12 protein-coding genes and 2 pseudogenes are annotated in these 14,047 nt (G+C 61.9%); 10 read left to right on the top strand and 4 right to left on the bottom strand.

Annotated elements, in window-relative coordinates:
• Positions 1-322 precede the first annotated feature (322 nt).
• The 7 genes from PMI02_RS22400 to PMI02_RS27620 all read left to right on the top strand — a co-directional run bounded on the left by PMI02_RS22400 (position 323) and on the right by PMI02_RS27620 (position 9,521).
• Complete coding sequence (locus PMI02_RS22400; protein WP_202948645.1) at positions 323-1,468, top strand: glycosyltransferase; 1,146 nt, start codon at positions 323-325, stop codon at positions 1,466-1,468.
• An 88-nt stretch (positions 1,469-1,556) separates the two neighbouring features.
• Positions 1,557-2,042: a hypothetical protein gene (locus PMI02_RS28095; RefSeq protein WP_238539142.1), complete on the top strand. Its 486-nt coding sequence runs from the start codon at positions 1,557-1,559 to the stop codon at positions 2,040-2,042.
• Complete coding sequence (glf, locus tag PMI02_RS22395) at positions 1,979-3,907, top strand: UDP-galactopyranose mutase (RefSeq protein WP_238539141.1); 1,929 nt, start codon at positions 1,979-1,981, stop codon at positions 3,905-3,907. Before PMI02_RS28095 ends, glf begins: the two co-directional genes overlap by 64 nt.
• On the top strand, positions 3,904-5,991 hold the full coding sequence (locus PMI02_RS27790; protein WP_007687266.1) for a glycosyltransferase: 2,088 nt from the start codon (positions 3,904-3,906) through the stop codon (positions 5,989-5,991). The genes glf and PMI02_RS27790 overlap by 4 nt, the downstream gene beginning before the upstream one ends.
• Positions 5,984-7,084, top strand: coding sequence for a zinc-binding alcohol dehydrogenase (locus tag PMI02_RS27785; RefSeq protein ID WP_007687265.1), 1,101 nt, complete (start codon positions 5,984-5,986; stop codon positions 7,082-7,084). The genes PMI02_RS27790 and PMI02_RS27785 overlap by 8 nt, the downstream gene beginning before the upstream one ends.
• A gap of 2 nt (positions 7,085-7,086) precedes the next feature.
• Positions 7,087-9,363 (top strand): glycosyltransferase family 4 protein, encoded by a 2,277-nt coding sequence (locus PMI02_RS22385; protein ID WP_007687264.1) that lies wholly within the window; start codon positions 7,087-7,089, stop codon positions 9,361-9,363.
• The gene (locus tag PMI02_RS27620) at positions 9,360-9,521 is read left to right on the top strand and encodes a hypothetical protein (RefSeq protein ID WP_007687263.1); all 162 of its coding nucleotides are present in this window, start codon (positions 9,360-9,362) and stop codon (positions 9,519-9,521) included. The genes PMI02_RS22385 and PMI02_RS27620 overlap by 4 nt, the downstream gene beginning before the upstream one ends.
• Positions 9,522-9,815: 294 nt before the next feature.
• Here PMI02_RS27620 and PMI02_RS28455 read toward each other — a convergent pair whose 3' ends face one another.
• Positions 9,816-10,301 carry a transposase gene (locus PMI02_RS28455; protein WP_157222654.1) on the bottom strand — a complete coding sequence of 162 codons (486 nt, stop codon included), beginning with the start codon at positions 10,299-10,301 and terminating at the stop codon, positions 9,816-9,818.
• Positions 10,302-10,395: 94 nt separating this feature from the next.
• Here PMI02_RS28455 and PMI02_RS26645 point away from each other — a divergent pair.
• A pseudogene (locus PMI02_RS26645) lies at positions 10,396-10,713 on the top strand (tyrosine-type recombinase/integrase); the annotation flags it as partial.
• Here the strand turns inward: PMI02_RS26645 and PMI02_RS22375 are convergent.
• The 3 genes and pseudogenes from PMI02_RS22375 to PMI02_RS22365 all read right to left on the bottom strand — a co-directional run.
• Positions 10,692-10,997, bottom strand: a pseudogene (locus PMI02_RS22375) (TolC family protein); the annotation flags it as partial. The pseudogenes PMI02_RS26645 and PMI02_RS22375 sit on opposite strands and share 22 nt — an antisense overlap.
• 73 nt (positions 10,998-11,070) lie before the next feature.
• Positions 11,071-11,403 (bottom strand): hypothetical protein, encoded by a 333-nt coding sequence (locus tag PMI02_RS22370; RefSeq protein WP_007687261.1) that lies wholly within the window; start codon positions 11,401-11,403, stop codon positions 11,071-11,073.
• 32 nt (positions 11,404-11,435) lie between these two features.
• Complete coding sequence (locus PMI02_RS22365; RefSeq protein ID WP_007687258.1) at positions 11,436-12,086, bottom strand: cation transporter; 651 nt, start codon at positions 12,084-12,086, stop codon at positions 11,436-11,438.
• A 134-nt stretch (positions 12,087-12,220) separates the two neighbouring features.
• Between PMI02_RS22365 and PMI02_RS22360 the strand changes: the two genes are divergently transcribed.
• The gene (locus PMI02_RS22360; RefSeq protein WP_007687257.1) at positions 12,221-12,541 is read left to right on the top strand and encodes a MerR family DNA-binding protein; all 321 of its coding nucleotides are present in this window, start codon (positions 12,221-12,223) and stop codon (positions 12,539-12,541) included.
• 293 nt (positions 12,542-12,834) lie between these two features.
• Positions 12,835-14,034, top strand: coding sequence for an MFS transporter (locus PMI02_RS22355; protein WP_007687256.1), 1,200 nt, complete (start codon positions 12,835-12,837; stop codon positions 14,032-14,034).
• Positions 14,035-14,047 lie beyond the last annotated feature (13 nt).

Here is a 14,047-nt window from a genome sequence, read left to right as displayed (position 1 = left end):
CCGCGATCATGAAGGCTCGGACGAACAGCAACCACAGCTGTCCGATGACCTCGAAGACAACCATTGGCGAGCGGGAAAAAGGAAGCGCAATGCAGGAATCAATTAATCAACAACTTTTCGGTCAGTCCGCTTCGGAACGCGAATTTGGGTAAGCTGCCTTTCCCAAGACAGAATGCCTCTCTAACGCGGCATTTGGCTGCGCGATTATCGCGAACGTCACGACAGATCGCCTCATACCGATTGCACACACACTGCTGCGGAACGGATCGACCGATCGAGCGCTCCCTAGAGGCAGCATGCCCGCTGCTGTAAAGGCTTTTTTGTGAAGATCCTTCCCCTGTCCAAGCGCCCCTCGATCCTTGTGATCAGCGACCGGCTTGAATATTGCGATACGCCGGGCGCGGCATGGACAACCGATGATACCCCATGGGAAGGCGGCTCAGCAGCGCCGGCGCCGACCGTCCGGGGCAGCTATCTTGAACGGTTGCCACTGGCTTGTATCGCGGCCGGATTGGTCGAACAGGCGGAGATATGGCACCATGTTTCGGGCGGCGGCCGCTCGTTGCGCCGAGCAAGTCCGCGGCTTGCCTATCGCGGTGTCCCGGTCGACGGGCCTGATGCGCCCTTCCGGTCGGCGGCCATGCTCGATCTGCTGGCGGCGCATGGCGCGCCGCACATCCTGATCGTCCTCGGCCTGGGCGTTGATGCCGCGCTGCTCGAGGCCTGCGCCAATAGCGTGCGTATCTATAATTCGATTGATGCGCCAGCGCTGCGCGTGCCCGAGGCCGTCAGTGCCAGGTTCGACATCATTCTGACCGGCGCGCAATGGCAGTCCGACATCGTGCAGGCACGCCATCCCGGGATGGCCACCGCGATCCTGCCGATCGGACCGGAATTCGCGAGCGAACAGCAATTTGAACCGCTCGGGCTGGAGAAGGACTATGACCTCATCTACGTGGCGGCTGCCCAGTTCTATAAGCGCCACGACCTGTTGCTGGACGCGCTCGCTGCATGTCCGCGCGACGTACGGGCGCTCTGCTTGTTCGGCTATGGCGAACTGGCGGATGCGATTCGGGCGGAAGCCGCGACGCGCGGGCTTGCCGTAGATTGCGTCGGTCCGCCGGGGTGCGGCTATGCGGCGGTCAATCGCCTGATGAACCGCGCCAAATTCGGCGTCGTGTGCGGACGAGACGACGGGGCGCCAGCAATCCTGACCGAATATATGCTGGCTGGCCTGCCCGTCCTCGCCAATGCCGAACTCGTTTGCGGACAGCAGTATATTCTGGGGGAGACGGGACGTATCGCGGCGCCCCCGGACTTTGCCGATGCGATCGTTGCGATGCGGGCGGATCACGGATCGTTCAGCCCGCGCGCCGCGGTTCTTGCCCGCTGGACCTGGCCGCATTCGGTCGAGAAACTAAAGCTACTTATCTACACGGCCCGTACGGCCAAAATCAGGCCGACTTAACTTCGCTCAATACGATAAACTGCTGGCTTACAGGATCAAGCCTGCCCTCTCCGCGTTGGCAACCCACCAGCAACACGGGGATTTCAGGGTGGACGGACTGAACGCGGAACTTTTTATCTCCACCGCTGAACCACGGCAGTTAGCAGAGGCCGATCCGGCACCGCTCATTTGCTTTTCCCACCTTCGCTGGGATTTCGTCACCCAAAGGCCCCAGCATCTCATGCGTCGCTTCGCCGCAGAGCGCGTCGTTTTCTATTGGGAGGAGGCGATCCCATGCGATCATCCCATCCCCTATCTGGAATATCATCCCTTCCCGGCAGACAAAATGATCGCGCTGCGTCCGCGCGTACCGCACTGGTGGGGCGCGGCTGCGCGCGAGAAGGCTCTGGCCGAACTGCTGGCCATGCTGATCGCGACATCGGTGCGCACGACCCCGGTCCTGTGGTTCTATACGCCGATGATGTTCGGCATCGCGCGCCAGGTGAAGGCGCAGACGATCGTCTATGATGCATGGACGAACTGTCGGCCTTTCGCTTCGCCGACCCCTTGCTGTTCGAACGCGAAGCCGAATTGATCGCCAAGGCGGAGGTCATGTTCACCGGGGGATACAGCCTGTATGAGGCGAAACGGTCCGCGCACCCCTTCATCCATCCTTTCCCGTCGGCGGTCGACACGCGGCATTTTGCAGCGGCGCGGAACGGCGGTACGGAGCCGGCCGACCAGGTCGGGATTGCCGGGCCGCGCCTCGGCTTCTACGGCGTCATCGATGAGCGCATTGATCTAGTGTTGATCGACGCGGTCGCCGCAGCCCGTCCCGACTGGCAACTGGTCATGGTGGGGCCGGTGGCCAAGATCGACGCAGCTAGCTTGCCCCGGCGGCCCAACATCCACTGGCTGGGATCGCGCGCCTATGGCGACCTGCCGGCCTATCTATCTGGTTGGGATGTCGCGCTGATGCCGTTTGCCATTAACGAGTCGACACGATTTATCAGCCCGACCAAGACGCCGGAATATCTGGCGGCGGGCTGTCCGGTGGTGTCCACCCCGATCGTCGATGTCGTTCGACACTATGGCGATGTCGAAGGTGTCGCGATCGCCGATGGGGCCGATGCCTTCATCGACGCCTGCGCGGCGGCGCTCGCCCTGCCGCCTTCCGGATCGTGGCGCGACGCGGCCGACGCGCTGCTGGCCGACCATAGCTGGGACCGGACCTATGCTGCGATGAAGGCCGAGATCGCGTCGGCGCCGACGCGGTCGACGGCGCCGACGCTGGTCGTGGCCAACGACCATGTCGAACCGCCCTTTGTTCGGCCGACAGGGCGCCAGCCGGACTATGATGTGCTGGTCGTCGGCGCGGGCTTTGCCGGGGCGGTGCTGGCCGAGCGGTTCGCGCGCGACTTGGGCCAGCGCGTCCTCATCATCGACCGGCGGGATCATATTGGAGGTAATGCCTATGATCATCATGATGCTGCTGGCGTTCTGGTCCATCGCTACGGGCCTCATATCTTCCATACCAACAGCGACGAGGTATTCGCCTATCTCTCTCGTTTTACCCAATGGCGCCCCTATGAGCATCGCGTACTAGCCCATGTCGCGGGCAGGCATCTCCCTATGCCGATCAACCGCACGACGCTGAACGGATTGTATGATCTGGACCTCCAGGACGAAGCGGCGGCGGCAGCGTTTCTGGCTGCGCGCGCCGAGACACGGGAGATCAGGACGTCCGAGGATGTGGTGGTCGCCGCTATCGGGCAGGAGCTCTATGAGACCTTTTTCCGGGGCTATACGCGCAAGCAGTGGGGACTCGATCCTTCGGCGCTCGACAAGTCGGTGACGGCGCGCGTGCCCACCCGTACCTCGACCGACGATCGCTATTTCCTCGACAAGCATCAGGCGATGCCGCTTCACGGCTATACCGCGATGTTCGAGGCGATGCTCGATCATCCCAACATCACCATCGAGACGGGGGTCGATCACCGCGCGCTCGGCGTCACGGCATCGCACACTGTCTTCACCGGCCCAGTGGACGAATATTTCGACCATCGCTACGGCCACCTGCCTTACCGCAGTTTGCGCTTCCAGCATGAGACGCTCGATCAGCCGTGGCTACAGAAGGTCGCGGTCGTCAATTTTCCCGACGAGGCGACACTGCACACAAGGATCACCGAATATAAGCATCTGACCGGCCAGCAGCATTCGCGCACCAGCATTACCTATGAATTCCCGCAGGCTGAAGGCGATCCTTATTATCCGATCCCGTGCGAAGACAATCAAGCGCTGTATCTGCGCTACCGTGCGCTTGCCGAAGCACTGCCCGACGTAAGCTTTGTCGGCCGGCTGGCCACATATAAATATTATAATATGGATCAGGTCGTCGGCCAGGCACTTGCCACCTACCGGCGTCTCAAGCCCCGGCTCGCCCAGGTTTTAATCGCGTGAGCGCTGCCCGGCGGCGGATCTGCCTGATCACCGAAAGCCCCGAACCGTCCGGCGTCGGCCAGCATATGCTGACGCTGGCGCAGGGACTGGGAGTCGACAATGACGTCACCATAGCCACCCCGCGCGGAACGTCGCTGCTGGCACGGGCGCAAGCGGCCGGGCTGGTCGTCAAGGCGCTCGATCCGGCCGATGCCGAGGGGCTGGGTCGATGGTTCGATAAAAACCAGCCTGATCTGGTCCATATTCATGCTGGCATTGGCTGGGAAGGGCATGGCATCGCCCGGGCAGCGCGGGAGAGGCGGGCGGCGGTGCTTCGCACCGAACATCTTCCCTATCTGTTGACCGATCCGGACCAGCGCGCGGCCTATCGGGAAGGGCTGAACAATGTCGATCGCGTCATTTGCGTCTCGGACGCGGTTGCGCAAAGTTATCGGGTAGCGGGCGTGCCGGATGTCCTGTTGGCCACAATCGCAAATGGCGTCGATCGCCGCACGCCTTCGCTGACGCGCGATGCGCTGCGCCGACTTTGGTTGCTGGAGGATCGGCCCGTCCTGCTGATGGCAGGCCGGTTCGCGCCGCAGAAGGATCATGCGTTGCTGCTCCAGGCGATGCCTGCGATCTTGCGCGCGCAGCCAGATACGGTCGTGCTGCTGGCGGGGGAGGGGCCGTTGTTGATCCCCACAGCGACGCAGATCGCCAAGCTTGGCCTGGCCGGGAGCATACGCATGCTTGGGGGGCGTGACGACCTGCCGGACCTGATGGCATGTGCAGATCTCCTGGTTCTGCCTTCCCGGTTCGAAGGTCTCTCGCTCGTCGCGCTCGAGGCGATGGCAGCAGGTCTGCCTATCGTCGCGACCGATGCGCCCGGCAATGTCGAACTGATCGAGCCGGGGATCAGCGGTTGGCTCGCCCCGGCGGGCGATGCCGCCGCTTTTGCCGACAGTGTTATTGACGCGATCGTCGACCCCGACAGGTTGGCGCGCGTGGCGGTGGCGGCGAGCGAGCGGCAGCACCAACTCTTCGGCGCCGACCGGATGATTGGTGAGATCAGAGCCTTGTACGAACAGACGTTCAACGCAAACGAACCACGGGGCAAGACTATGACGCGCATAGGATTTATCGGCGCGGGTAGCATTGCCCATCGCCATTTCAGCGTCCTCGATCAATTTGACGATGTCGCGATCGTCGGCATCGCGGATGTCGATCCGGATCGCTCCGCCGAGGCGGCGGCCCGCTTCGGTGCGCGGTCCTTCGTCGATGCCGACGAGATGCTGGACGCGCTCGACCTTGATGCTGTCTATATCTGCGTGCCGCCCTTTGCCCATGGCGCGCCAGAGCGATCGATGATCGCGCGCGGCCTTCCCTTCTTTGTGGAAAAGCCGGTGGCGCTCGATCTGGAGACCGCCGAGGACATTGCGGCGCGGGTCGATGCGGCGGGTCTGGTCACGGCCGTAGGCTATCATTGGCGCTATCTCGACACGCTCGACGAGGTGCGCGGCCATTTAGCGCACAATCCAGCCCGGCTGCTGTCGGGCTACTGGCTCGATTCGACGCCGCCGCCGGTCTGGTGGTGGCATGCCAACCAGTCGGGCGGCCAGATGGTGGAGCAGGTGACGCATCTTTTGGACCTCGCTCGTTACCTCTGCGGCGACGTGGTGCGTGCCTATGGGCTTGCCGGGCACAGCACGCGCGAAGAGTTTCCGGGGTTGGACGTGCCCACGGTGAGCAGCGCCAGCCTGTTGTTCGCCAATGGCGCGATCGCCAACTTCGCTTCGACCTGCCTGCTGGGGTGGAACCATCGTGTCGGCCTGCATCTGTTTGCCGATCGGCTCGCGATCGAACTGACTGATCGCGACGTAATGATCGATGTGGGCCGAGGCCGCCCGGTGCGCGGCGCGCAGGGCGATCCTGTCTGGCAGGAGGATCGTGACTTCATTCACGCGGTGCAAGGCAAGGAGAACTGCATTCGCTGCCCCTATGCCGAGGCGCTCGCGACCCATAGGCTGGCGCTCGCTGTGGTCGAGTCCGCGAGGTCCGGCTTTCCCGTGACCTTCGCACCGGCAAGGCAGGTCGAGCATGTCTGAGGGACGGCATATTCGTGCGCTTGGCGTGGATCGGCCGGGTGCTGCCTATCTGCATGGCTATGATGAAGGGCCGCTCGAACCGGGGCAGGTGCGGCTTGATACGCTCTATACGGGCTTTTCGGCCGGGACCGAACTGACCTTCATCAAAGGCAGCAACCCCTATCTCCACGCGCGCTGGGATGGCGGGCGCGGGGTGTTCGTAACCGGCGAACCGCAGCAGCATTTTCCGGTGCCATTTCTGGGCTATATGGAAAGTGCGCTGGTCAGTGAGAGCGCTGTCGCGGATTTCGCCCCGGGCGACGAGGTCGGCGCAGTCTACGGCCACAAGTCCGGCCACACCGCCAATCCCTTCCACGACCTGTTGACCAAGCTGCCGCCGGACATTGACGCGATACTTGGTATCTATGTCGGGCAGATGGGCCCGATCGCGGCGAATGGCATCCTCCATGCCGATGCAGAACTGCTGGGGCGATCTGCGACAAGCCTGGGCGCCAGCCTTGCCGGTCGTCCGGTCTTAGTGATCGGCGCGGGCGTCGTTGGCCTGCTGGTCGCACTCTTTGCGCAGCAGGCAGGTGCGAGCGAAGTGGTGATCTCCGATCCTTCCCCCTTTCGCCGGTTGCGTGCCACATGCCTTGGCATGACGGCAATGACGCAGGATCAGGCGTGGAATCATGCCAAGGTGCGCTGGTTGCACGGCGGGGACGATCGTGGCGCCGACATAGTGTTCCAGACCCGTGCCGATAACGCCTCCCTTCACGCCGCCATGCAGGCATTGCGGCCGCAGGGAACGGTCATCGACCTCGCGTTCTATCAGGGCGGATCGCCGGACCTTCGGCTGGGCGAAGAATTTCATCACAATGGCCTCAACCTGCGCTGTGCCCAGATCAACCGCGTGCCGCGCTGTCTGAGCTTCGCCTGGGACAAGGCCCGCCTCGCGGGAGAGACGGTCAAACTGCTGCACGCGCGCGGGAATGAGATCAAGGCCCAGATGATTACCCATGTCGTACCGATGGAAGAAGCGCCCGCCTTCATCCATCATCTGGTGACGGAGCGTCCGGATTTTCTACAGATCGTTTTCAAGATTGCTGATTGACGATGCAACGGAATGACCCCGATCGCCCAATCCGCATCCTCTTCGTGTTCGCGTGGCTCGTCGTCGGCGGCGAAGAGACCGAACTCCGACTGCTTGCGCAGGCGCTCGATCGACAACGCTACGCCATCGACGTCGTCGTTTGCTTTCACAAGCCCGGCATGCCCGATCAAACGCACCGCCAACTCGAAGCGATCGGCGTACCTGTGGATAGGACGCCTTATCATCTTTCGATGAACGACACCGTGGCCTATCTCGCCGGCATCATTCCGAGCTACGATATCGTCGTTTCCTGTCAGAATGTGGCGGACATTTATCCTGCGCTCGAACGCCTTCATCTGCGCCCGCCGCTGATCGAACACGGTGGCCTCGTTTCCGAAGCACTGGCCGGCCCCAAACATCTGACCAGCCGCTATGTGGGCGTTTGCCAGTCGATCCGCGAGGCTGCCGCCTCCAACATGCTTGGCCGCGAAACCGACGCGCTGATGATCCCGTCCATGGTCGATATCGCCGTCTATCGCCCCGAAGCGCGCGCCCCTGCCAGGGCGGCACTCGGTATTACGGCTGACATTCCGCTGATCGGCTGGGCCGGTCGACTCGATCCCAAGAAACGGGTCGAGGATTTTATCGCGGCGGCCGCCATCGTGCATGCTGTGCGGCCCCAAGCCCGATTCGTTGTCATCGGCGGGCCTGATGCATTCCTGCCCGACTATGCGGCCCAGCTACGCGCGCAGGTGGCGGCTTTGGGACTAACCGACGTCCTGACATTCCTTGGCGACCGGGCGGACATTCCCGACTTGCTCTGCGCCCTCGACATTTTTATATGGCTCTCGCGGGGCGAGGGCATGCCGCATGTGATCTCGGAAGCCGGGGCAGCAGGACTCGCCGTCATCGCGACGGCCGACAATGGCAGCATCGAACAGATACGCGGCGGAGAAAGCGGGCTGTTCGTGCCACACGAAAGCCCGCACCATGTCGCGGCTGACATGATCCAGCTTATCGACGATCCCGGGCTCAGGCACCGACTGGGGTCATCGCTCCAGGATCATGTGCGCAGGCATTATGCGATTGACGTCGTCATTCCTCAATGGGTCGCGTTGTTCGACGAGTTGGCAGAACGCCCGCTGGCGCCGGCGCCATCGCTTTTTCGCAGCTTTTTTCAGGGCGGCTTCGAATGTTCAACGCATCGCCGGGCCCATGACCGCAACCGCGTCGACGTCATCGCCGCCACGCGGCACGATGTGCTCGCCGATCAGGATTATGCGCTGCTGCAAGATCACGGCATCGTAACCGTGCGGGATGGCCTGCGATGGCATCTGATCGAGCAACATCCGGGGATGTACGACTTGTCGAGCCTGGCAGCACAGTTATCGGCGGCCGAACGAACCGGCACCGAGGTGATCTGGGATCTGCTACACTATGGGTGGCCCGATGACATAGATGTCTGGAAACCGGAATTCGTTACGCGATTTGCGGCCTTTGCCATGGAGGTCGCCAGGAGTATCGGCAAGTGCACCCGTGGTCGGCGCTTCTACACGCCGGTCAATGAAATGTCGTTTCTGGCGTGGGGCGGGGGTGATGCGGCCTATCTTAACCCGTTCGCACATAGGCGCGGGTTCGAACTCAAAGCGCAGCTGGCGCGCGCATCGATCGCGGCGATGACCGCAATCCGCATTGTCGATCCGGACGCCCGGTTCGTGCACGCGGAGCCGGTGATCAACGTAGTTACGGATCTTCAGCGGTCTTGGGACGCACCAGCGGCGGAAGGGCATCGGCAGGCCCAGTTTCAGGCATGGGATATGATCGCGGGCCAATCCTGGCCACAGCTAGGCGGTGCGCCGTCGATGCTCGATATCGTCGGCGTCAACTTTTACCACAATAATCAGTGGATCCATGGCGGCCCCCCGATCGATCGAGGTCATCCTTCGTGGAAGCCGTTTCATCATATTCTCGCAGAGACCTATGCCCGTTACGGTCGGCCGATCTTCGTTGCCGAAACGGGTATCGAGGGAGATGTTCGCGCCGAATGGTTCGCGCATATTCATGCGGAGGTAAGGCTGGCGCGCCAACTTGGCGTACCGGTAGAGGGTATCTGCCTCTACCCCATACTCGATCATCCGGGTTGGGACGATGACCGCCCCTGTCCGAACGGCCTGCTAGATCCCGCACGTGCCGCGCATGCGCCCCTTGCCGAAGCAATTCGCCATGCGCGTAGAGAATGGATGCCGCAAACCGCGCGGTCGGGCTTGGCAGGAACCCGCAACACGGAGGACGCGATATGAGCAACGTAGAGCAAGACCGGGCGGCGCAGGTATCTGCCATGTCCGACGAGCAGTTGATAGCAATCTGGCAGAGCGCTACTGACGAAGAAACCGAAAATCTGTCGCCTTGGCTCGCCATGGTGGTCGAAGAAATGGGACGACGAAAGATCGCGTTGTGATGTCGAAAAGTGGTGGAAACTTGGGTCTGTCTTCATTCAAAAAGCTGACCACATGCATCTAATGGCCGGGGCCATTGATCTAGCGTTGATCTAAGATGCAAGATCTGATTCAGGCTCTGCATGGAGACTGTGCAGAATTCGGAAACGAGGAATGATCTCCGCTTTGGAACAGAATGAATTGGAAAAACCAGACTGTCCGCAGGTGAGACATGAATTTTTGACGCTGAATGTCGCGTAAGGGTCGGTCTCTCCTGAAGCGTTCTACCTATGGCCGTCAGGGCCGTAGGAGATGTGTCATGGGATTATCAGAATTTGATCCCGCCGCTCACGAGCGGGTATCTTGGAACGCCGGGCGCAAAGTTGGTGCGAAGCGAGCGCTAAAACCCCCCAGATATGGGCGATCCGTTTCTGTCTCGACCAGCAGCGAATGAGCCGGGTCAGGGTGACGGCCTCGATCTCGCTGTCAACGCACAAGGTCCGACCTTGAGCCAGGCGTAACTCGACCATGGATGTCGCGCTGGGACTTACGTTGTAGGCAGCTTCGGCGCCTCGAACGGCGGGCATGTCCACGGGGAGAAAGACCGGCTCAGGTACGCCCAGCACGAACCCGCGCTTCTTCATGTCATGCCGCCAGGTGTAAATCTGTTGCCGGGTTATCTCGTGGCGCCGGGCCACCTCTGCCAGCGTCGCGCCATCGACGCCGACGGATCCGATGATCTCTAACCGCTGCTGGTCCGTCCACCGGCGCCGCCGTTCCTGACCCAGTATCTCCGCCCGCATCGCAATCCCCAATCAACAGACGTCGTTAGCGACGTCGCTATGACCGTCTCTTAAGAGATTATCACGCTATCAGGCAGGCGGTCCCAATTGGACGGTTACGTTTGAACTGATGACTGATGCCCGCGCCAGCTTGCTCAAATGGCTGGAACTGAGAGGTAGATCCTTGGAGGATTTTGCATTTCCTAGCCGTAATGATCACGCAGCCCACATTAGCACCAGGCAATATGCTCGCCTTGTCGATGAATGGGTCACGGGGATTGGACTTCCTGGCGAAGATTATGGCACCCACTCTCTACGCCGAACCAAGGCGTCGATCATCTACAAGGCGACTGGAAATCTCCGCGCCATCCAGGTTTTGCTTGGGCACACGAAGATCGAAAGCACGGTCATGAAGCCGACCGTCGTCTCGTAGCTGCGAAGACCGCGATAGGGGCCAGTGCCCACCACGTTCTCCACCTGCCCCTGAACAACGGGGTTCGGCCTGAGACCGGCAACTTTGCGGCCTGCCTCAGCGGCGGTGATCCCGGCCTGGGCCGCCTCGATGGCAGGCGCGCTGCCTCCGGCGGCCAGGACAGCGTCGTTTAGCGTAAACGTTCCGGTTGTCGCCTGCGCCGAAGCGGGCGCGGCGATGTCCTGCGCCTGCGCAACGGCAGTGCACGACGTGGCGGCCAGCAAGGCCGCAATGATCCTGTACATGAAGGAAATCCTGATCGAATGACGACAGGCGTCACGCGCCGGCAAGCCCGCACGGTCAGCCGGTGAAATTCAATCAGGCGATGGGAGGGCGCAGGTCCGGGCCGGAAATCCAGCGGCCAAGAGCGACCGAACGCGCAACCGGAACGGGCGCATGAAGCAGCTGGTAAATATCAGGAACCAGTTCACGCGATGGGAGGGCAGAAATCCCGCCCTGACAACCCACGTGATGATGAGGCACGCCCTTGTCGGCATCACCATGGGTTTCGTCGAAGTCGCCTTCGCTATGCACGTATCCCGAGCATTCGATCGTCACCGGCCCCGCCATTTCGGACGCGTGCAGCGAGGCGCTCGTCACGAAGGACGACACCAGCATCAGCAGCAGGAGATAGAGGCGCCGAAAGGACATCCTTGCCGCGTTACGGGATTGGGGTAGCGGTGTCACCTGAAACCCTCGCTCGACGCATTGCGCGCGTCGCGCCAGGCAGGAATGGCTTCTGCCAGAACCTTCCTTGCCGAGCGCAGGAAGATCAGCGCGATCACGCCGCCGACGGCGATGTCGGGCCATGCCGTGCCGGTGATACCGACCAGCCCAGCGGCGACAAGAATCCCGACGTTCGATGCCACGTCATTGCGCGAGCACTCGAAGGTGCTGGACATGTTGACGTTGGTCTTCCGGAAACGCCACAGAAGCGCAAGGCAGGTCAGGTTGGCTGCCAGCGCCAGCCCACCAAAGCCAAGCATCAGCGATGAAGAGGAAGGCAAGCCGTTGGCGATCTTGCTAGCGATCTCGACGATCACGGCGAAGCCGAACGTCAGGATGATCGCGCCTTTGACGATCGCCGCACCGGCTTCCCAGCGCGCGCCGCTATGCAGTGCGTAAAGGCTCAACGCGTAGACGATCGCATCACCGAGCATGTCGACGGAATCGGCCATCAAGGCCGAAGACCGTGCCACCAGCCCACCGCCGAACTCGGCCACGAACATCGCCAGATTGATGGCCATGACGATGATCAGTACCCGCCGCTGGTCTTTCTTCTCCGCCAGCAGAGCAAGGGTATCGCCCTTCTTCGAGCAGCAGTCGTGCGCCATGATTCGCGTCCGTCAGGTTGAATATGGCGTGGACCTATGCACCCTGAAGTCGCTATAGGGTCAAGCATGAAAATCGGCGATCTGGCAAAACTGATACACGCGGTGAGACGGTACGTTTCTACGAGAAGGAAGGCTTGATCCCGCCGCCGGCACGCAGCGCGGGGAATTACCGGCTGTATGAGGCTGTGCACCTCCACCGGCTTTCGTTCATCCGGCGCTCGCGCGATCTGGGCTTTGCGCTGGCTCAGGTGCGTGCTCTGCTGGCGCTGGCCGATGACACCGAAGCACCCTGTGCCGAGGTCGATGCGATAATTGCAGCGAATATCGTCGAAATCGACCGCAAGCTGGCCGACCTGGCCAAACTGCGCGCCGAACTGGTTCGCAAGCTCGATTGCTGTTCAGGCACCACCATTGGCGATTGCAGGATTATTGAGGCGCTGGCGCCCGAGAAATGATCTGTCTGCCTAATACAGAAACTGAAGACATCCTTAGCCTCGTCACTGCCTCCAATCACCCTCGGATTTCGCCCATAACGAGCGTTCCTGCACCAAGCGGTCTATGATCGAACCTGGTCGACTGCCTTGGGATAGCGGAACGTCCGCGCCTGGGGATCGAGATTCGGGCTTTGAGCGTCGTATAAGGGTCGGTTTCCCGCGGCTGGCGCCATCAAGAGCGTGCCGATATCCGGCTTGCGAATGTTCTTATCTTGCCGGGTGCTCATGGCGAATGACAGTGGCAGCGTTCAAGGATGGCCGAAGTTACAACCACACCATTTTCCGCTCGCTCTGAATTTGGGGGTGGATGGCTGACCGTCCTGGCCGCGGCGCTGGCGATCGGCGTAGGCATGATGGGCGTCGGCTTCTATTCACTGGGCCTGTTTGTGGCCCCGCTTCAGGCCGAGTTCGGCTGGACCCGAGCGCAGGTTTCCGGCGCGGCCACGTTTCAACAGTTGGGGATATTCCTGTCTGCGCCGCTCGTGGGAAGGTTGGCGGACCGCGTCGGCAGCCGCACGATCGCCATTGCCAGTTATATCGCAACCCCGCTGGCTTTTCTGGCGCTGGCGCAGACCGGCCCTTCGCTGACCGCATGGTATGCCTTGTGGCTGCTGGTGTCATTGGCAGGGTGCGGCACGACGCCCGCGATCTGGGCTCGCGTTGTTTCCTTACGGTTCGATCACCATCGCGGGCTTGCTCTGGGACTGATGCTGATGGGTACTGGTATGGCAGCGATGCTCGCCCCCGCGCTGCTCGGCCCGTTCATAGCCGCCCATGGTTGGCGCGCAGGGCTCACGGCGCTGGCCGCGATCGTGGCGGCCATTGGCATCCCCGTAAGCGTGCTGACCGGTCGCGGGGAGCCCGCTTCCGGTCTCACAGGACAAGCCCGCGATCGCGGGAGGATAGAGATCAACTTGGCCACTGGCCGCATCGCGCTGATCGGGTTTCTGCTGGGTGTGATCGTAGCTGCGTTGATCGTCCATCTGGTGCCAATGTTGATCGACCGCGGCGTTGCCCCCGCACAGGCCGCGCGCATGGCGGCCCTGGTCGGCATGGCGGTGCTGGTTGCACGGCTGGCGGTCGGCTGGCTTTTCGATCGTTTTCACGCTCCGAGAGTGGCCTGCCTGTTGTTGACGTCCCCCATCATTGCATGCGCTATCCTGTGGATGCAGGGCCCTGCTATCCCCGCCGCACTTATGCTGGGCCTTGCCGCAGGCGCGGAAGTGGACATGCTGGCCTATTTCACCAGCCGCTATGCCGCGCTGGAGAATTACGGCGCGACATACGGGTTGGTGCTGGGTCTGTTCAGCCTGGGCGCGGCATTCGGGCCGCCGCTGTTCGGAGCGGCGGTTGACGCCACCGGCAATGCCGATCTGGGGCTGGTGGTTTGTGGATTTGGATTAGTCGGCGTTCTGGCGCTGATCGCTTCATTGGGCCGGTATAGGGTCAGGTGAACCACCACAGATT

The organism is Novosphingobium sp. AP12, assembly GCF_000281975.1.
Taxonomy (GTDB): Bacteria; Pseudomonadota; Alphaproteobacteria; order Sphingomonadales; family Sphingomonadaceae; genus Novosphingobium.
Note: the sequence above shows the minus strand (reverse complement) of the source record. Positions and strands in the feature narration are given on the sequence as shown.